General features: G+C 61.3%; 14 protein-coding genes, 1 tRNA gene and 1 pseudogene. 10 read left to right on the top strand and 6 right to left on the bottom strand.

Annotated features, from left to right (window positions below):
• Positions 1-2: 2 nt before the first annotated feature.
• From QZ964_RS15820 to QZ964_RS15800, 5 genes are all read left to right on the top strand, one after another.
• Positions 3-1769 carry a cbb3-type cytochrome c oxidase subunit I gene (locus QZ964_RS15820; protein WP_292532643.1) on the top strand — a complete coding sequence of 589 codons (1767 nt, stop codon included), beginning with the start codon at positions 3-5 and terminating at the stop codon, positions 1767-1769.
• Positions 1766-2476, top strand: a complete 711-nt coding sequence (locus QZ964_RS15815) for a cytochrome c oxidase subunit 3 (protein WP_292532642.1) — start codon at positions 1766-1768, stop codon at positions 2474-2476. The genes QZ964_RS15820 and QZ964_RS15815 overlap by 4 nt, the downstream gene beginning before the upstream one ends.
• Positions 2477-2522: 46 nt before the next feature.
• A complete protein-coding gene (locus QZ964_RS15810; RefSeq protein ID WP_292532662.1) occupies positions 2523-3218 on the top strand; it encodes a heme-copper oxidase subunit III family protein in 696 nt (231 codons plus the stop codon).
• Positions 3219-3240: 22 nt separating this feature from the next.
• Positions 3241-3627, top strand: coding sequence for a cytochrome C oxidase subunit IV family protein (locus QZ964_RS15805; protein WP_292532640.1), 387 nt, complete (start codon positions 3241-3243; stop codon positions 3625-3627).
• A 453-nt stretch (positions 3628-4080) separates the two neighbouring features.
• Positions 4081-4170, top strand: a tRNA-Ser gene (locus QZ964_RS15800).
• Here QZ964_RS15800 and QZ964_RS15795 read toward each other — a convergent pair.
• The 4 genes and pseudogenes from QZ964_RS15795 to QZ964_RS15775 all read right to left on the bottom strand — a co-directional run.
• A pseudogene (locus tag QZ964_RS15795) lies at positions 4141-5769 on the bottom strand (recombinase family protein); the annotation flags it as partial. The gene QZ964_RS15800 and the pseudogene QZ964_RS15795 sit on opposite strands and share 30 nt — an antisense overlap.
• A gap of 403 nt (positions 5770-6172) precedes the next feature.
• The gene (locus QZ964_RS15785) at positions 6173-6481 is read right to left on the bottom strand and encodes a HigA family addiction module antitoxin (protein WP_292532639.1); all 309 of its coding nucleotides are present in this window, start codon (positions 6479-6481) and stop codon (positions 6173-6175) included.
• 7 nt (positions 6482-6488) lie between these two features.
• On the bottom strand, positions 6489-6785 hold the full coding sequence (locus tag QZ964_RS15780; RefSeq protein WP_292532637.1) for a type II toxin-antitoxin system RelE/ParE family toxin: 297 nt from the start codon (positions 6783-6785) through the stop codon (positions 6489-6491).
• A 77-nt stretch (positions 6786-6862) separates the two neighbouring features.
• A complete protein-coding gene (locus QZ964_RS15775; protein ID WP_292532635.1) occupies positions 6863-8959 on the bottom strand; it encodes a DUF3363 domain-containing protein in 2097 nt (698 codons plus the stop codon).
• 102 nt (positions 8960-9061) lie between these two features.
• Here QZ964_RS15775 and QZ964_RS15770 point away from each other — a divergent pair, with 102 nt between their 5' ends.
• A complete protein-coding gene (locus QZ964_RS15770; protein WP_292532633.1) occupies positions 9062-9313 on the top strand; it encodes a hypothetical protein in 252 nt (83 codons plus the stop codon).
• Between the two features lie 167 nt (positions 9314-9480).
• Here QZ964_RS15770 and QZ964_RS15765 read toward each other — a convergent pair whose 3' ends face one another.
• Positions 9481-11499 (bottom strand): DEAD/DEAH box helicase, encoded by a 2019-nt coding sequence (locus QZ964_RS15765; protein ID WP_292532631.1) that lies wholly within the window; start codon positions 11497-11499, stop codon positions 9481-9483.
• A gap of 837 nt (positions 11500-12336) precedes the next feature.
• Positions 12337-12720, bottom strand: coding sequence for a cyclic nucleotide-binding domain-containing protein (locus QZ964_RS15760; protein ID WP_292532629.1), 384 nt, complete (start codon positions 12718-12720; stop codon positions 12337-12339).
• 339 nt (positions 12721-13059) lie between these two features.
• On the opposite strand from QZ964_RS15760, the gene QZ964_RS15755 reads away from it, so the two are divergent.
• The 4 genes from QZ964_RS15755 to QZ964_RS15740 all read left to right on the top strand — a co-directional run.
• On the top strand, positions 13060-14622 hold the full coding sequence (locus tag QZ964_RS15755; RefSeq protein WP_292532627.1) for an arylsulfatase: 1563 nt from the start codon (positions 13060-13062) through the stop codon (positions 14620-14622).
• 28 nt (positions 14623-14650) lie between these two features.
• Complete coding sequence (locus tag QZ964_RS15750; protein ID WP_292532625.1) at positions 14651-16129, top strand: arylsulfatase; 1479 nt, start codon at positions 14651-14653, stop codon at positions 16127-16129.
• Between the two features lie 38 nt (positions 16130-16167).
• Positions 16168-18555, top strand: a complete 2388-nt coding sequence (locus QZ964_RS15745) for an arylsulfatase (protein WP_292532623.1) — start codon at positions 16168-16170, stop codon at positions 18553-18555.
• Positions 18556-18585: 30 nt separating this feature from the next.
• Positions 18586-19934 (top strand): DUF3300 domain-containing protein (locus QZ964_RS15740; RefSeq protein ID WP_292532621.1); only part of this gene is annotated, 1349 nt, incomplete at its 3' end.

Here is a 19934-nt window from a genome sequence, read left to right as displayed (position 1 = left end):
CAATGACCGACGCCAGCGTACCACAGAACGTCGCGCCGCCGCCGGCGGAAGTGGAAGACGTCGAGCTCTATCACGCGCATAGCTGGCTCACGAAATATGTGTTTTGCCAGGACGCGAAGGTCATCGCGATTCAATACGCGGGCACGGCCATAACCGTCGGCGTTTTGGCCTTGGTGCTGTCATGGGTGATCCGCCTGCAGCTCGCCTTCCCTGGCGCGATCCCGTTCATTGACGCCAGCGTTTATTATCAGTCCGTGACCATGCACGGCATGATCATGGTCGTCTATATGCTCACCGCCATCTTCCTTGGCGGCTTCGGCAATTATCTTATTCCGCTGATGGTCGGCGCGAGGGACATGGTGTTCCCTTACGTCAACATGCTGAGCTACTGGGTCTATCTGATCGCGACCCTGGTTCTTGTCTCGAGCTATTTCGTGCCCGGCGGACCGACCGGCGCCGGCTGGACGCTCTATCCGCCACAATCGATCCTGACCGGCACGCCAGGTTACGACTACGGCATCATTCTGATGCTCGTCTCCTTGATCCTGTTCATCGTCGGCTTCACGATGGGGGGATTGAATTACGTCGTGACGGTGCTGCAGGCGCGCACCCGAGGCATGACGCTGATGCGCATGCCTCTCACGGTATGGGGAATCTTCGCCGCCGCGGTGATGGCGCTTCTCGCCTTTCCCGGCCTCTTCGTCGCCTGCGTGATGCTGCTGCTCGATCGCACGCTCGGCACGAGCTTCTTCATGCCGTCGCTTGTCGAACTCGGCGAGCGCAAGGATTATGTCGGCGGCAGCCCGATCCTGTTCCAGCATCTGTTCTGGTTCTTTGGGCATCCCGAAGTCTACATCGTCGCACTGCCAGCCTTCGGCATCGTTTCCGATCTCATTAGCGTGCACGCGCGCAAGAACATTTTCGGATACAGGATGATGGTCTGGGCCATCATCGCCATTGGCGTGCTCAGCATGGTGGTCTGGGGCCACCACATGTATGTGAGCGGCATGGACCCCTGGTTCGGGTTTTTCTTTGCGGTGACGACGCTCGCGATCGCGGTGCCGACGGCGCTGAAGGTCTATAATTGGGTGCTGACCCTCTGGCACGCGGATATTCATTTCACGACGCCGATGCTGTTCGCGCTCGGCTTCCTTGTGACCTTCGTCAATGGCGGCATCACCGGCCTTTATCTCGGCAACGTCATAGTCGACGTGCCGCTGTCGGCGACGCTGTTCGTGGTTGCGCATTTCCACATGGTCATGGGCATTGCGCCCGTGCTCGTGATCTTTGGCGCGATCTATCACTGGTATCCGAAAATCACCGGCCGCATGATGGATGAGCGGCTCGGCAAGATTCACTTCTGGATCACCTTCCTTGGCGCTTACGCGATCTTCTTTCCGATGCACTATCTCGGCGTGCTCGGGATGCCGCGGCGCTTCTACGAGATGGGCGAAACCGCCTTCGTTCCCGCGTCGGCCGCCACGCTCAACATTGTGATTACGGTCATCGCGTTGGCGGTCGGCTTCGCGCAATCGATCTTCTTCTACAATCTGTTCAGGAGCCTGAAGTATGGCGCGCCCGCCGGCGGCAATCCGTGGCGCGCGGCTTCGCTCGAATGGCAGACTCCCGAAACGCCGCCGGGACACGGCAATTGGGGCGCGCATCTGCCGGTGGTTTATCGCTGGCCTTACGCCTATAGCGTTCCCGGCGCTCCGGAAGATTACCTGCCGCAAAACGCCCCGCCGATGAGTGGAGAACATTCGCCATGAGCGTGATGGGGCTGTTCTTCATCTTCATCTTCTCCGTTGCGATGCTGTGGCTGGCGCGCCAGGGCGTGTTCGAATCGCCCTGGCTCGAGGAAGGCGAGGTCACGCATCGTCGCCGCGCCGCCGGGACCGAGCCGCCGCCGGCCGCGAAAGTGGGACTCGCCATCTTTCTCGCCGTCGCCGGCTGTTTGTTCTCTTTGCTCACCGCCGCCTTTTTCATGCGCGGCGACGCGCCCGATTGGCAATTGCCGCCGATCCCCGGCATTCTCTGGTTCAACACCTTTGTTCTCGCGGCGAGCAGCGTCGCCCTGCAGCTTGCGCTCATCGCCGCGCGTCGCGGCGAGTTTGAGCGAGTCAAGACGGCACTCCTTATCGGCGCCGCCACGGCGGGCCTGTTCCTGATCGGCCAGATCTGGGCATGGCGCGAACTTCTGGAGTTGCGATTCTTCGCATCGAGCAACGCCGCCAACGCCTTCTTCTATCTGCTGACGGGGACGCATGCGCTGCATCTTGTCGGCGGCCTCGTGGCGCTCGCGCGAACGACCGACAAGGTTCGTGGCGCGGGGCGCGTCACCAGGGCGTTGACGACAAGCGTCGAGCTTTGCGCCATCTACTGGCATTTTCTGCTGTTCGTCTGGCTGCTGATGTTCGCCATGCTGATCGGCTGGGCCGATGGATTTGGCGTGGTCTGCAGGCGTCTGCTTTCGTAAGAGGAAATGCGCCATGACGGCGGAACATGTAACGACCGAGCATGCAATGACCGAACAAACCCTGCGGAGCCGCGTGCTCGGCGTGATGGCCGACTGGTCCTCGGATCAGCGTTCGTTCAAGAGCGCGTCCTGGGGCAAGGCGATGATGTGGATCTTCCTCGTCAGCGACACCTTCGTCTTCAGCTGCTTTCTCATCTCCTACATGACGGTGCGCATGTCCACGACGGTGGAATGGCCGCATCCAAGCGAAATCTTCGCCCTCGACATCGGCGGCAAGAAGATTCCGCTCATCCTCATCGCCATCATGACCTTCGATCTCATCACCAGTTCGGGCACGATGGCGATGGCCGTGAACTTCGCCTATGCGCGCGAGCGCAAAAAGGCCGCGATCCTGATGCTCGTGACCGCCTTCTTCGGCGCCGCCTTCGTCGGCATGCAGGCCTTCGAGTGGACCAAGCTCATTCACGAGGGCGTGCGGCCGTGGGGCAATCCTTTCGGCGCGGCGCAATTCGGGTCGAGCTTCTTCATGATCACGGGCTTTCACGGATTCCACGTGTCGATCGGGGTGATTTTCCTGCTCATCGTCGCACGCGCGGTCTGGCGCGGCGACTATGACGTTGGACGCCCCGGCTTTTTCACGAGCCGCAAGGGCCGGTACGAGATCGTCGAGATCATGGGCCTATATTGGCACTTTGTGGATCTCGTCTGGGTCTTCATCTTTGCTTTCTTCTATCTGTGGTGACGCTTCCGACAGGGAGAAAAGAATGACGGCGATGACGGATAACACGACGCATGCCCATGCCCATGCCCCTGTCGCACACGCGGCGCAGCCCGCGGCGGAGGCGCATGGCCAACAGCATCCGATCAAGCTCTATCTTCTCGTATGGACGCTGCTCTTCGTGCTCAGCGCCTGCTCTTATCTCGTCGATTATTTCGATTTTCACGGCCTGTTGCGCTGGACCCTGATCGTCGTCTTCATGCTGTTGAAGGCGGGATTGATCGTCGCGGTCTTCATGCATATGGCGTGGGAGCGGCTCGCGCTCGTCGTCGCGATTCTGGCGCCGCCATTGGCGGTTCTGGTGCTGATGGCGATGATGGCGTGGGAAGGCGAATACACCAACTTTCTGCGCGTGTTCTTCTTCGGCGCGTGACCGGGCTGGCAGGCGCCGACTGAGGAAACCCCGCAAACGTTGCGGGCGGCGGAGAACGGGCGAATGAGAGAAAGCGATCGGCGGCGCGTCGCCAATAAGGCGATCCTCATTGTCCTTTCGGCGCTCTGCGTCGTCATGATTGTTTTTCTCGGCGCCTGGACGCTCGTTGCGCATTTGCGGTAGAGCGCGGCTCGAAAAAAAGCCCTGTAGCTTTCAATTCGAGCGTCAGTCGTCGCTTCGCCTGATCGAAAACCGGCGCGCTCTCGCCGTCTAGAGCGCGGCCACAGGCGGTTGATCGACAATCCAGCGCATCCTCGGGCGCTTTCGGTTCGAACGACAAACCGAAGCCTGCCGCTTCCCGGCCGTCGCCTGCCCGCCAAGGGTTTGGAGAAGAAGCGCAGTCGACTTGATCCCCGCTTCTGGCGCATGCTATTTGCGGCAGCCCATGGCTGCGGAGAGGTGGCTGAGTGGTTGAAAGCACCGCACTCGAAATGCGGCATACGGGCAACTGTATCGGGGGTTCGAATCCCTCCCTCTCCGCCAGTTCAGAACAGAAGTGGGCACGCCGCCAGTAGCCGATTTTACGCCTGCGGCGCCGGCAAGCGTCCGCAGCAAATTCCCTTTCGATCCCATGATTCGGACTTCCCGGTCGGCGACTACGACCCGCTGGGCAAGGGCGCGAAGCAGGTCGCGGCGGTAGCCGCCGCCGGGAAGGCGGATGTGATTGCGGGCTTCCCGCGCAAATGCGGCGACATGGGCGGGCGTGATCGCCGCGCCGAATCCCTCAGTCGCTTCGGCGGCTCGTTGAGCGTCGACCTGGGCCTGATCACGGGTGGCCTTGAGCTCCTCGATCCGTTCTTTCAACGCCGGGTCGTCGAGGTCGGCGACGCCGGTTTCGATGGCGCCGTAAAGCCGCCGCAGACGCGCGTCCGCCTCGGCGGCACGCCTATTGAGTTCTGCAATATGTTCACAGCGACGCTCCGCCCGGTCCTGACGACGGTCGAGAACGGAAGCGAGGATTTCGGAAAGGCGCTCCGGGTCAAGCAAGCGGTCTTCCAGATGGCCGGCGACGAGATTGTCGAGCTTTTCCATGGGAATCGCCCGCCCTTTACAGCCGGTCTGGCCCTGCCGAGCGGCGGTCGAGCAACTGTAGTAGCGATAACGTCCGCCCTTGCCGGTGCGAATGGTCATCGCCCCGCCGCAGCTCGAACAGAAGCAGATGCCGGTCAGGAGCGTCGGCCCGCTGACAACTCGCGCCGGCATGACCTTCGGGTTGCGCGAGCGCAAATGCTCCTGCACGGCGTCGAAAGTCGCCTGATCGATCAGCCGTGGCGTTTTAACCTCAATGATTTCGCTCGCAGGTTTGAGAACCTTGGCCTTGCTGCGCTTGTTAAACTCGTGACGCCCGATATAGGTCGGGCGGGTCAGCAAGCGGTGAATTTGCCCAATGCCCCAGCGTCCGCCATCGCGCGTGAAAATGCGCCGGGCGTTCAGGTAGGTCACGATAGATTTGACGCCCATCGGGCCTGACGTTCCATCGCCCTCCAACGCGAGCCTGAAAGCGAGGCGCACGGTGTCGGCATGGAGCGGATCGATTTCGAGCTTCTTCTTGATCTTCGCGCCGCGCTGCTCGGCCGCGACGACGCGATAGCCGATCGGCGGCAGCGAACCATTCCAGAAGCCTTGACGGGCATTCTCCTTCTGCGCCCGCAGAACGTGTTTGGCGTTTTCCTTCGACTGATATTCGTCGAACAGCGTCATGATCTGGCGCATCATGACGTGCATCGGGTCGTCGCCGAGCTCCTGGGTGATCGACGCCAGCTTGACGCCGTTTTTCGCCAGCTTGCGGACGTAGAACTCCAATTCGAAATGATCGCGGAAAAAGCGCGAGAACGAATGCACGATCACAATGTCGAAAGCGGCCGGCTTTCCGGTTCCCGCTTCCATCATGCGCTGAAACTCGGGCCGGCGGTCGTTGGTGGCGGAGGCGCCCGCTTCGACATAGGTTTCGACGAGCTGATAGCCGCGCGAAGCGCAATAGGCTTCGCCTTGTCGGCGCTGGTCTGGGATGGAAACGTCATGCTCGGCCTGCCTCGCCGTCGAGACGCGAAGATAGAGGGCGGCGCGGAGCGGGACGGTCATGGCGGCGGCCTTCTCAATTGGTCATCGGCAAGGCCCGAAAAGACCATCAAACAAATCGCCGAACCAGGCCTCGTAAATATCGATTTCAACTTCGCTGACGGGAACGCGTTCGGGCCAGTCGTCGGCGACCGTCCAATTTTCGGGGTCATGCTTGTGCGGCCGGCCAACGCGACGCGTCGGCGACCGTAGATAATCGAACAAATCGTCGGGCGGCGCCGAATAAATGACGTCGTGTCGACGATTCTTGGTATTGGGAGCGCGTGATCGAAACATGCCGACATGATCGCGCTGCTTTCCATCAAAGGAAACAGTCCGACTCTACGCTGGCGCTCGCTTCGCGATTTCGGCGGCGCTGTCGCGGATGCGGCCATCGTCGGCTGCATCAACATAGCGCCGGCATGCATCACGCGACGGCCTTCAATGGCTTCGCCCGTTCGATGCGCTTGCGCTCGCGAGGCGAATGCATCGCTTTCCAAAGATCGCTGCGCCGCTGAACATTCAGCCAGAAGTCGGGACTGTTGCCAAACACGCGCGCGAGAATGAGCGCGGTGGCCGCCGTCACGTTCCTGCGGTCGTTGCACAGTTCATTGACATGCTTGCGCTGGACGCCCATCGCCTCGGCCAATGCGGCCTGGGTCAGCCCCATCGGCTCCACGAACTCTTCGACCAGAATCTCCGCCACGGTCGCCGGCTTGCGCTTCGTCATCAACATGGATGCCTCACTGGTAACTGTGGTTGTCCAGATAGACGCCAGATGCTTCACCCTTGGCGCCGTCCCATTGAAAGATGAGCCGCCACTGCTTGTTCACCCGGATAGAATGAAAGGCAGCCAGATCGCCGCGCAGTTTCTCGAAGTGATTGCTTGGCGGGACACGCAAATCCTGATCCGTCGTCGCATCATCGATCATCTGGAGTTTGCGGAACAGGCGGCTTTCGATATCCGGCGGGATTTTCTTTGAGCGAACCTCGTCGACAAAGAAGGCGCGCAACCAATTGTCTCGAAAGCTTTCGATCATGCCGCAACCTGGATACAAGATAATGTACCACTCTGTGGTTCATTTGGCAATACGGAAGCGCATTCGAGGCTCGGCTGTTACAATCCCAGCCCGCGTTTGCGACCAAAATCCCATTCGATTCCGCTGCCGCGCACGACGCCGGTGATATGTTGCTCGAGGTGCTTGTCGAGGACAGGCTGCCAGGGCACGAGGCTGAAGCCGAGTCCGTCGTCGATCATCGCGAAGCGGCCACTGACAAGCTGCGTTGAGCCGATAAGCCTGCCGCTGACATAGCCGCCGGTCTTGGCCTCCTTGAAGGCGAGCCCACGCTCGGCGGCCATGGCGCGGCCCACGCGCGCAACTTCGGCGCGTTCAAGTCGCGACAGCAGGTCGCCGGGCGCGTGGATTTCACCATCCGGCAAGCGGCTGGCGTACCCCCTGTCGGCGAGCGTTTGCTTTCGGCGCTCCAAGGCATTGGCTGCGTCGCGGCCAAAGCCTGCCTGAGTGAGCGGCGCTCGGCTCTGCGAGGTCAGTTCTCGATCCAGCCAGGTCGCTCCGTCGCTGCCGATCTGCGCTTCGAGGTCGAGCGTCGATAGGATGCGAACAGAGAGTCCGTCGCCGCCCCGGCTGAGATCGTAGCGCATCCCGCGCTCGGTGATATCATCGGGGACGCGCCAGTAGTCGGCGTCAAGCCGCTCGACATGCCCAGCCCGGCGCAGCGCCTCCAGACGCCGGACATGGAATCGCACGAAGGCGTCCGGGTCTTTGCCCTGTCGCTGGAAACGGTCGCGGATGAGGTCGAGATGACGGCCAGGTCGGTAGATGCCGTCATCGCCCTCAGCGATGATGGCGATGTTACGATCCGCCGCCCTTGGCTCGGCGACAACCGGCTTCGCCTCAACGATCATCCCTCGGCGAACCTCGTCGAGGCGCTCCGGCTTGGCGAATTCGACATAATGGGCGCGTCCGTCGACGCCATCGACGATCAGGTAGACCTTCTCCCCCATCTCGTCGCCGGCAAGTCCCTTGCCGAGGACGCGGCCGATGATCAGCGCGCCACCGCGCTCGCCGTGAATGAGATATTGGTCCGCCCCGCGTTGCTCGGTGAGGTCGTGATCGGCGAGCGCCCGGTGCATGGTCTTGATGATGTCGTTTCGCTCGCCGAGCGCCTTCAGAGTCGACTCGGCTTTGTCGGCGACGATCCAGCGTCCGGGCTCCGTCTCGGTGGCGAGTCCATATCGCTCCAGCCGTTTCGTCCGGCTGATTAGAAGATGGCGATTCTCGCGGATCGGATAGGAGCCGCCTTGGCCCGGCCGCAGATCGACGACGCCCTGGTCCCGCTGCTCGGCGAGCAGCATCTTATCGAGCCGGGTCAGGCGCTCGGCGTCGACTTCGCTCGCGAGCTTCCGGGCGACGTCGATCTCGCTCTGATGCCCGAGTTCCCGGGTGATGAGTTCGCTCGCCCGATGGCGGACGCCACGAGCGATATAGTCGCCCGCGATGTTCAGAATCTTGCCGTCGTCGGTGACGCCCCGCACCAAGACGTGGGTGTGAGGATGCCCGGTGTTGTGATGGTCGACGGCGAGCCAGTCGAGCCGTGAGTCGAGGTCCTTCTCCATCTGCCGCATGAGGTCTCGGGTGAAGCGGCGCAGGTCGGCCAGCTCCTCCGCATCCTCTGGCGCGACGATGAAGCGGAACTGATGTCGGTCCTCGCGACCGCGTTCGATAAAGGCGCGACCATCGGCTTCATTCTCGATCGCCGAGTAGGCGCGTCCCTTCTCCCCTTCACGGGTCACGCCGTCGCGTTCGAGATAGCGCAGATGCGCGTCAGCGGCCCGGCTCATGCCGCGCCGGATTTTTGGACCCGACTTCCCGGGACGGCGTTGCGGGTTCAGCTTCACCACCCGTGCCTTCACGATGACGCGGCGCGCGCGATATCGACCGCCTGAGTCGCGCCGCCATCCGCCCGCATCCGCCGACGAAGACGACGCCGCTTTCGCGCCACGGCCGCGCGCGTTGAAGCGGCCACTCTTCTTCCCGGCCTGACCACCGATCCGGCTCGGGTTGCCGCCCGCCTTCCGGACGGCCGCTTCCACGCGTCTGACGAAGGACTGCGGCGTCGCGCTCTTGCCCGCGCCGCCGAGACGAACCCGCCCGGGTCGAATACGAAAATCGTCGCTGTCATCGCCTGCCATCTCGCAACAATCACGCGTCGAAACGCACTTCGCAATGATCTTCAAACAGCCATCGTGCGATAGCGAAGAATTGCGGGCTGTGTCGCGATGGCGGCAAGATCGTTGACGGCGCACATCGCGAACGGCACTACGCTCTACATTGAAGAACAAAATGAAATTACCGACGTCGGCACGATGCGCGCCTCGCTTAGTGCCGCAACAGTGCTGTCGCAATGCGCCAAAAACAATGTGCAGACAAACACTTCTTTCGCGCAGCGAAAGGCGAGCGGCAGCTCGCTTTATCTTGCGATCCAACCATTATCGTTAAACGCCGCAAACCAAGGGCGCATCAATATACAAGAGTCCTCGCAATAATCCGTCTCAAATTCTGCAGACCGAGTGTGTCTCGGCGCGCAATCCGCGTGCAAAGCTTTTGTAGCCGATTCATTCCGAGCCCATTTTTGCGCCCTCAAATCGTGGCGGACGAAAGGCAAATGCTGGCTGCTTCAAAACGCGCGCGACAAAACCAAAATCGAGCGCGACTACAGGAGCGATTGAGCATCCGAACCGACAATTTGGTAGCCGATGGCCTGGTATCCGGCGCGCCGTTTGGCCGCCATTCGCGCCAGCGCCGGAACCCTGTCATCGACGTAATCGTAAATGATCACCTCGCGCTTCGCATCGTTCAGCCGATGCAGCCGACCAGCATATTGAGCGAGTGTGCCGCGCCACGCGATCGGCATCGTCAAAAACAATGTGTCGAGGCGAGAATCGTCGAATCCTTCGCCAAGGTAACGCCCGGTGGCGACAATGACGCGCTCTTCGTTGCGCGGGATGGATGCCAGCCGCTGCATCACTTCGCGGCGCTGCTTCTCGCTCTGCCCGCCCTTAAGCACGACGACATGCTTCGCAAAACGCTCCAGTCGGGACGCGAGAGATTCAAGATGATCCGTGCGTTCCGTCAGCACAACGGGCGATCGCCCTGCGTCAAGAGAATGCAAAATATCATCAAAAATGAGCGCGTTCCGCTGCTCATCTGATGCAAGCGCCCTGAAAATTTCTTGAATGGAAACGGCGGCGGGGGGCTCCGCGCTGTCGACAGCAAAGCCGGTTTGCCGGACTCGTACCAGATGGTCGAAGGGACGTTTTGCGGCCTCCGAACGCGGTTCCACTTTGTGGCGAATGGGACCACATTGCATTGCTATAATCGGATGGTGGCCGTCTTTGCGCGTCACCGTGGAGGAAAGGCCGAGCACATATCTGGCTTTGGCGCGCCTTGCCACAAGTTCGAAGCTGATGGCCGACAAATGATGGCATTCGTCGACGACGACATGTCCATAGTCGCCGACAAGATCATCGACCTCGCCTTTCCGAACAAGGCTCTGGATCAGCGCCACGTCGACCGCGCCCTTGGGCTTTCGTTTGCCCGCCCCGATTACTCCGACGGCGTCGCGAGGCAGATCGGAGAAGGCGACAACTCGCTCGATCCATTGATCCAGAAGCTGACGCCGGTGCACGAGAATCAGAGTGCTTACGCTGCGCTCAGCAATCATTTTTATCGCCACGACGGTCTTGCCGAAAGCCGTTGTCGCCGCCAGGACGCCCGTATCGTGTGGCGCCAAGGCTGCTAGAGCCGCTTCCTGATCTGGGCGCAGATTTCCGGTGAACGATAGAGAGATTGGCGCGCCCGAAACGCGGCGCTCTTCGATCGTGACCGCAATCCCCAACGACTCGAATAGTCCAATGGCGGCGTCAAAGCATCCACGGGGAAGCGCGATATGACGACCCGTCAGTTCCGCGCAGGAGATGATGCGGGGCTTGTCGTGAGTGGAGCGCCGCATCGCCTGCGCCGTATAAAATTCCGGATTCTGAAACGCCGCCAAGCGGATCAATCGCGTGACCAAGGGCGCGGGCAATTCGGACCTTGGAATGTAAATCTGATCCGCGTGAGCAATGGTCATGGCGGATGGCAAGGGGCCTTCGATGGCGGGCGGCGCACGACGGCGCGAAGGCGGAGCCAGCCACGGCTGTTCCTCCTCCTCGACGAGCGGAATGCGCACCGCCAGAATTTTGCCGACCGCGCCCGCCTCGTCGACGAGACGTTCGACTTTTGAGCGAGAAATCGGCTCTATCCCGGATAGAAAAGCCCATTGATCGGAGTAAGGCTTCGACTTCTCGTCGACGAACAAGCTGTTGTCGGAACGCCGTGCAAGCCCCTGCAGCGGAAGCGCAATCAAGTTGCCGAAGCCCCCAGTAGGCATTGTGTCCTGACTGGGGAAAAAGCGATCATAGGATTTGAAGCTGATCTCCGGCGTCTGTTCCATGGTTTCTGTGACCAAAAAGGCGCCAAGGCGCCGCGCCAGCGCCGCAGGCAACGCCTCAGTGAAAAATATCCAGGCATGAGCGCCGTTTCCAGATCGGGAACGTTCAACGGCGATTGGAACGTCATGGCGGCGGCACGTCTTTGCATACGCCTGCACGTCCCGCCACCACTCGCCCTCGTCGAAATCCGCCGCCAAAAACCAACACGTTTCATCGGCAAGCAGGGGGTAAGCGCCCATGACAAAGGGCGTCCCGTTGGGCGCCGTTCCCCACAAATGGCGCTCAATTGCGGCGTCCCCGACAGCCAAGAATGCTTGATTTTGGCACGCCGAGCATTTGACTTTCGGTTTTTCGCAGACGTCTCGTCGCCACTCATTTGCGCAAGCGGGCGAGTAGCCTGCGCGTCCAGATTTGGCGTTTTCCCAGCGCACAGGGAAGACGTCTAGGCGTCCGCGAAAGAGTCGCCTAAATAGAGCGACCTTCGCATCAATCGTCGAATGTCGATCTATTTGCCCGGCGCGTTGGCCGGCAGGCCGCACAGCGGGCGGTGCCTCATCCCCGGTCGGCGAGGATCGTAAAGCCTCCATCTCGGCGAAAACGGCCTCGCGCTCGCGATCCAGCATGGCAAGTCGCGCAGCAAGTTCAGCGAGTCTGGCGTCTATGTCGGCCATCGACAGCTACGACGATAGCCGCTGATCTCAGATACTTCCATTCCTAGGTGAGGCATTTAAAGATTGTTCGGAACAGTTTCGCCCGTCGTTCCAGCCCACCGTGCGCAATGCAGGCGGGCCCGCGCGCAGCCAAATTCGTCTCTGCAAAGGTGAGTGGCCAGCGAAAGGGAGAAAATGACCCTAGCGGACGTCTGCCGCACATTTCGAGGTCTTGAGCACGCTCGAACAAGAGAAGATTTACAGACGGACTCAATGGCGCAACACTTCTCGTAGGGCGCTTGGAACGGAAATGCGGATGCGCCGATAAGATAGTTCGACATGCCCGGCCGCTTCGCGCAGGAGCGCCCCAGCCGTTGTGCGGGCGATATTGGCGAGGACGGCCAGATCTTCTTGGTCACATCGACATCAACAGGCGCAGCTCCATTTCGGCGTCGTCAGGCGGCTCCCGGCCAATCGCAGCAGAACGGCAATGAACCGTCTCCGATGGTCCCGGATCATCAGATCGTCGCAAGCGCCGATCGCCACGTCGAGGTGCCCGATCGTGACGAGCGCGAACAGCCGCCATGCCGACGGGTCCTTGCCGACGATGTCGAGAATTGCGTGCAGCGGAAGATGCAATAATTGGGTTTCGCGCGTCGCCATGAGTCCGATGCGCCTTGGCTGCCCGGTTATGGCGGCCGCCTCGCCGAACCACGTCCCCGGCCGGGCAAAATGAGCGAAATAGGGACCGATCTCATTCGGCGCGATCGTAATCCCGAGTCCTCCGGAACCCCCCGGAAACCAGCCCATACATCCGCCCCGGCGGATCGCCTAATGCATAAATGGGGGCACCTGTCTCGAAGGTCTGGAGCTGGGAGCGGTCGAGAACAATGCGCTGGAAGGTGGACGGCGTCCGACTCAGCCAACCGTCCTTCAAGACAATTTCATGCGCCTCAGGCAACTCGAGCACGTAAGCTCCATTTGTTCCGCGCAACCAGCGCAAGGCTTTGGATAATATCCCTCTTTTTTTGCGCAAAATGATCTTGGGCGGACATTCTCCAAATCAAATTTATGCTTAGTTCGAATGCAGAGGCACTTTAGACCCGCCGGCTAACGCCGCGCCTGGGTCCAACGATGCGGGGCCAGCCCATGTTTTCGGCTGTTTTTCTTCGACTTTTCCCGCTCGTCGTCGGGATTCTCGCTGTTTTTGTTGCGACGCCTCGATCGCCGGCGTCAGCCGAGACTGGCGAAAAGCCCAATATCCTCGTCATCATGGGCGACGACATCGGCTGGATGAATGTGTCGGCCTATGGCGCCGACATCATGGGCGTGCAGACGCTCAATATCGACCGGCTCGCTAAGGAAGGGCTGCGGCTCACCTCTTTTTACGCCCAGCCGAGCTGCACGGCGGGATGCGCGGCTTTCATCACAGATCAACTCCCCATCCGGACGGGCTTGACGACCGTGGGCACGCCTGGCTCGCCGGCGGGACTGAAGAAGGAGGACATCACGCTCGCCCAAATCCTCAAGGCGCGCGGCTATGCGACCGCTCAATTCGGCAAGAACCATCTTGGGGACCTCGAGGAGCATCTGCCCCATCGGCACGGCTTCGACGAGTTCTGGGGCAACCTCTATCACCTGAACGGCAACGAGGATCTGGAGGATCCGGACCGACCGACGAATCCCGATTTTCGCAAGAAATTCGACCCGCGCGGCGTGATCTCGGGAACGGCGGACGGCCCGACGAAAGACGAAGGCCCGCTGACTGTCAAGCGGATGGAAACGTTCGATGACGAGGTGTTGGCGAAGTCGCTGGATTTTCTCGAGCGCCAGGCAAAGTCGGGCAAGCCGTTTTTTCGCTGGCACGCCACGACGCGCCAGCATGTGTTCCTTCATCTCAAGAAGGCCTCGGAACATCAGTCGCGCGCGGGCCGGGAGGATATCTATGGCGATGGCCTGAAGGAGCATGACGGGCATGTCGGGCAGCTTCTCGACAAGCTGGACCAGTTGGGCCTGAGCAAGAATGCGATCGTGATCTACACGACCGACAATCGCGCGTACCAATATATGTGGCCGCAGGGCGGAACCACGCCGTTCCGGGGCGACAAGGGCACCACATGGGAGGGCGGCGTGCGCGCGCCCGCGCTCATCCGCTGGCCGGGCGCACCCGGCGGGCGCGTTAGCAGCGAAATCGTCGACATGACCGATCTGCTGCCTACATTGGCCGCCGCAGTGGGAGAGCCCGACACGGTCGCAAAACTCGCAAAAGGCGCAAGCTATGACGGCCGGAAATACAAAGTGCATCTCGACGGCTATGACCAGACGGCGTTGTTTTCCGGCAAGAGCGATCAGTCCGCGCGTGACTTCATCTTCTATTACGACGAGACCGTGCTGACGGCGATCCGCTACATGCAGTTCAAGATCACCTTTTCCGCCAAGGAAGGCGACCGCTGGGACAGCCCGCTCCTGAGTTACGGCCGCCCGATGATCACAAATTTGCTCATGGACCCGTTCGAGCGTCAGACAGGCGACCTGAACCGTCAGATGGCCGAACACAAGACCTGGGTGCTGACGCCGATCCTGGGCATCGCCATGCAGCATCTTCAATCGTTCAAGGAGTTCCCCGTTCGACAGATCGGGCTGAGCGCGGATGCGGGCAAGACCATCGAGGGCGTGCAGTCGCAGATACTCAAAATCCAAAAACAAAACTAATGGGATTCACCAAGGGAGCGCCACGCGCATGAACAAAAAGCTGATCTGTTTCGCCGCAATGATGGCGATGCTTATGCCTGGCTCCGTCCTGGCGGATGAAAAGCGTCCCAACATTATCTTCATCATGGCGGACGATCTGGGTAACGCCGACCTTGGCTATCGGAGCGGCCAAATCGCGACGCCGAACATCGACAAGCTCGCCCAAAGTGGCGTTCGGCTCGAAGGGTTTTACGGTCAGCAGGTCTGCACGCCGGCCCGCGCGGCGCTCATGACCGGCCGCTATCCCATGCGATATGGGCTTCAGACTCTGGTGATCTTTCCAAGCCACACCTACGGTCTGCCGACGGATGAGCGCACACTGCCGCAAGCGCTCAAGGAAGCCGGCTACAAAACCCTGATGACTGGCAAATGGCATCTCGGCCATGCAGACAGAAAATTCTGGCCGCAGAACCGGGGCTTCGACCATTTCTACGGCAATGTGATGGGCGAGGTGGACTATTTCACCCGGGAGCGCGGCGGCGTCATCGACTGGCAGCGCAACGGGACATTCCTGAAAGAGGACGGCTACTACACGACGCTGATCGGGAACGAGGCGGTCAAGCTCATCGATGAGCAGGACGGCAAACAGCCCTTCTTCCTCTACTTCGCCTCGCTCGCGCCGCATGCGCCCTTTCAAGCGCCGGAGAGCTACAACGCCCAATACAAGTCTGTGGCGGATAGGCAGCGCCGCTCCTATTCGGCGATGATCACCGCCCTCGACGATCAGATCGGCCGCATCGTCGCTGAACTCGACAAGAAGGGTCTGCGTGACAATACGATCATCCTCTTCGCCAGCGACAATGGCGGCGCGACCAGCGGGCTTTTCGCCCAGGGCGCAAAAAGCAAGGAAGAACGCGATACGGAAGAAGGCGGCATCGAGCAGGGCGCGAAAGCGCCCGCGTCCAACGCGCCGTTTAAGGGCGGCAAGGGCGGCCTATACGAGGGCGGCGTTCGCGTTCCCGCCTTCGTGAACTGGCCGGGCAAGCTCAAGCCGCGCGTCGTCGACGCCCCGGTGCATATGGTAGACGTGATGCCCACGCTTCTGACGCTCGCCGCCGCGAAGGGCAGCGCGGATCATCCGTTCGACGGCAAAGATATCTGGAAGACATTGGCCGATGGGGCTCCGAGCCCAAATGACGACGTGCTGATCAATGTCGAAGCCTTTCGAGGAGCAGTCCGCAAGGGCGACTGGAAGCTCGTGCGGGTCGCGCTCCTTCCCGGCAAAACCGAACTCTTCAATCTCGCGAAGGATCCCGGCGAAAAGACGAATGTCGCCGAGAAGAACCCCAAAATCGCGCATGACCTGGAGAAGCGGCTGCTCGCCTATGCGAAGCAGCAAAAGATGAGCGAATGGATCAAGGCTCAACCCGCCTTTGTCGGCGCACAAGGCAAGACGGTCCTCGATCCGGATTTCGATATCGACGACGGCGGCCTGCCGCACGATAAATTGGATCTGCCCGCGCACTGAGAGGCGAGAGTCTGGGTCAGAAAATCAGGGGTGTGAGTATGGGCAAGATTGCAATGTTCCAGAACAGCGTGAAGGTTCTCGTTTCGGCGAGCCTTGCATTGTTTCTTCTACAGAACGTCGCGACAGCCGCGCCCGACGATGGATCGACGCTCCCCTTTCCGCCGACGCCGTCGGCGAGCGTGGCCAAGCCCCGATTGCAGGATTCCACGCATCAGCGACGCGTCGAGAAAAGTCATCTGCCCAAGGACGCACCCAATATCCTCATCGTCCTGCTGGACGATGTGGGCTTTGGCCTTCCGGACACCTATGGCGGGCCGATCCACACGCCGGCCCTGTCGCGCATCGCGAATGAAGGCATCAGCTATAACGCCTTCCACACGACCTCGATCTGCTCGCCCACGCGGGCGTCGCTGCTCACGGGACGCAATCACCAGCGCGTCGGCTCCGGCACGATCGCCGAGCGCGCAGTGGATTGGGATGGCTATACGGGCGTGATCCCGAGGACGTCGGCGACCCTCGCCAAAGTGCTCGGCGAATATGGATATAAGACCGCGGCTTTCGGCAAATGGCACAACACGCCTGCGACAGAGACGACGGCCATGGGGCCCTTCACGCGCTGGCCGACCGGCGAGGGCGTTGGCTTCGATTATTTCTACGGCTTTCTCGCCGGCGAAACCTCGCAATGGGAGCCGCGGCTGGTCGAAAATTTCAACGCAATCGAACCGCCGCACGACCCCAAATACCATCTGAGCGAAGACCTTGCCGACAAGGCGCTTACCTGGATGAAGCGCCATCGCGCCTTCACGCCCGACAAGCCGTTCTTCATGTATTGGGCGCCTGGCGCGTCGCATGGGCCGCACCACATCTTCAAGGAATGGGCCGAGAAATATAAGGGGCGCTTCGACGACGGCTGGGATGCGTTGCGCGAAGCCACCTTCAAGCGACAGAAGGAATTGGGCTGGATTCCCGCCGACGCCAAACTCACGCCGCGCGCCGAAAGCATGGCTGGATGGGACAGCATCCCCGCGTCCGAGCGACCGTTCCAGCTCAGACTGATGGAAGTCTTCGCGGGCTTTACCGAGCATGTCGACGCACAGGTCGGCAAGCTGATCGACGGGCTCGACGAAATGGGCGTGCGCGACTACACCATCGTCTTCTATATCTGGGGCGACAATGGTTCGAGCGCCGAGGGCCAGAAAGGCAGCATCAGCGAACTCCTCGCCCAGAACGGCATACCGAACACGATCGAGCAGCAGCTAGCGGCGATGAACAAGATCGGCGGCGTCGATGCGCTTGGCGGGCCGAAGATGGACAATATGTATCACGCGAGCTGGGCTTGGGCCGGCGATACGCCGTTTCAATACACGAAGCTGATCGCTTCGCATTTCGGCGGCACGCGCAATCCGATGGCGGTCTCCTGGCCGGCGCGCATCAAGCCGGACAAGACGCCGCGCGCGCAGTTCCATCACGTCAACGACATTGCGCCGACAATCTACGACATCCTCCACATCGACGCGCCGAAAGTGGTCGACGGTTTCGCGCAAGACCCGATAGATGGCGTGAGCATGACCTACACCTTCACGGACGCGACGGCGCCATCCCACAAGCACACGCAATATTTCGACAATAATGGCAGCCGGGGCATCTATCACGATGGCTGGTTCGCCGGAGCCTTCGGGCCGCTCGTTCCCTGGGACACCGCCGGCTCGGCCGCGAAGTTGAAGGATTGGGACTCCGCCAAAGATGTCTGGGAGCTTTACGATCTCTCGAAGGACTATTCGCAGGCGGATAACCTCGCCGACAAGGAGCCCAGGCGTCTGGGGGCGATGAAGCAGCTCTTCCTGAAAGAAGCGGAGAAGAACAAGGCCTTCCCCATCGGCGCGGGCATGTGGCTGCGCATTCATCCCGAGGATCGCATCAAGACGCCCTACACGAATTGGCGCTTCGATCAGACCACGACACGAATGCCGGAGTTCGCCGCGCCGGGCCTGGGCCGTGAGAGCAACCATGTCGTCATTGACGTGGAACTCGGCCCGAAAGCCTCCGGCGTGCTCTACGCGCTCGGCGGCGCTAGCGGCGGCCTGACGCTTTATCTCGACGACGGCCGGCTCGCATATGAATACAATATGATGATCATCGAGCGTTACGCGGCGCGGTCAAAGGACAGGCTGTCGCCAGGCAGACACAAAATCGAGGTCGACACGACAATCGCAAAGCCGGGCGCGCCCGCTGCGGTCAATTTGACGGTCGATGGCGCGGAGGTCGCGCAACTCGATGTGAAGCGCACCGTCCCCGCTGCTTTCACCGCCAGTGAGACATTGGATGTCGGCGTCGATCTCGGTTCGCCGGTGGCGCTCGACTATTTCGACCGCCGGCCCTTCGTCTTTGACGGCAAGATCAACAGCGTCAATGTCGATCTGAAATAGCACACGGACAAATTTCGAGGACCCAACAAAATGAACAACAAGAAAAGCGCGGACGGAAACAGAGCAAGGAGCAGACTCGCGCGGCGGTTGATCAGCGGCGCCGCGTGCATTCTCATCGGGATGAGCCCACAGACATCGTTTGCGATCGACCCTTCGCCGCCGGCGCCGACGTCGCAACTGCCGCCTCCGGAGACGCCTGCCGCGCCCGCGACCGAGGCCAGCGTCCGGAAATTCACCCAAGCGGAACTCGAAAAGATCCTCTCGCCCATCGCTCTCTATCCGGATGCGCTTCTCGCGCAATTGCTGCCGGCGTCGGCCTATCCGCTGGAAATCGTCCAGGCGCAGCGATGGCTTGAGAAAAACAAGGCTGCCGCCGCCAAGCAGGACTTCACCAACGCCGACTCCCAGAACTGGGACCCGTCGGTGAAAGCGATGCTGCGTTTCCCGAGCGTGATCAAGAAGCTGAATGACGACCTCGACTGGACGACGAGCCTCGGCGACGCGATCATCAATCAGCCTGAGGATGTCGCCAGCGTCATCCAGCTCCTGCGCGCCAAGGCGCAGAAAGCGGGCGCGCTGAAATCCGGCAAGGAGATTTCGGTCGTCAACAAGAAGGAAGGCGGGCGCGACATCGTCTCGATCGAGTCGCAGGACCCGTCTATGATCTATGTCCCGCAATACGACCCGGTCGCCTTATACGCCCCCTCGGCCTATGACGGGACGGGCGCCGCCCTCGCCGCAGGGCTCCTGACTTTCGGGACTGCGGTTGCGATCGGCTCCGCTTGGCGGGGTAATTACTGGAACTGGGGAACCGGCGCCTTCTATCCCCCGGTCTGGCCAGGCTATGGCGCCTGGCGTCCGCCCTATGCCGGATGGCGTCCGGGAACGTCCGTCGGCGGCGGCAACAACATCAATATCGGCAATGACGTGAATATCGGCTCCGGCAACCTGCCGTGGCGCCCCGACCCCGGTCATCGTCCGGGCGGACGGCCGGGCGGAATTGGCGGCGGCAATCGCCCTGGGGACGGCATTGGCGGCTATCGGCCGAACGGCGGCCTCGGAAGTGGTTCCGGCGGCGGTTTGGGAGGTGGACAGGGAATTGGCGGCAGCGGCCTCGGCGGCGGCGCGGGCGGCCGTCCCGGCGGGATTGGCGGCGCCGGCTCCCCGAAGCCAATTGCGCGTCCCAAAGTCGGGTATCCGAAGGCGAAACCGATTAGCCGTCCGGTGGGCGGACGGGGCGGCGGCGCATTAGGGCGTCCCGGCGCCGGCTTAGGCGGCGGCCTCCCGAACGGCTTCGGCGGCGCTGCCGTGGCGAGACCGGCGGGCGGCATGGCGCGACCGGGCGGCGGTGGGATGAGAGCCGGGGGTAGTTTCCAGGG

This window comes from Methylocystis sp., from assembly GCF_021731785.1.
Lineage (GTDB): Bacteria > Pseudomonadota > Alphaproteobacteria > Rhizobiales > Beijerinckiaceae > Methylocystis.
The sequence above is the reverse complement of the archived record's forward strand: the minus strand, read 5'-3'. Positions and strand labels throughout refer to the sequence as shown.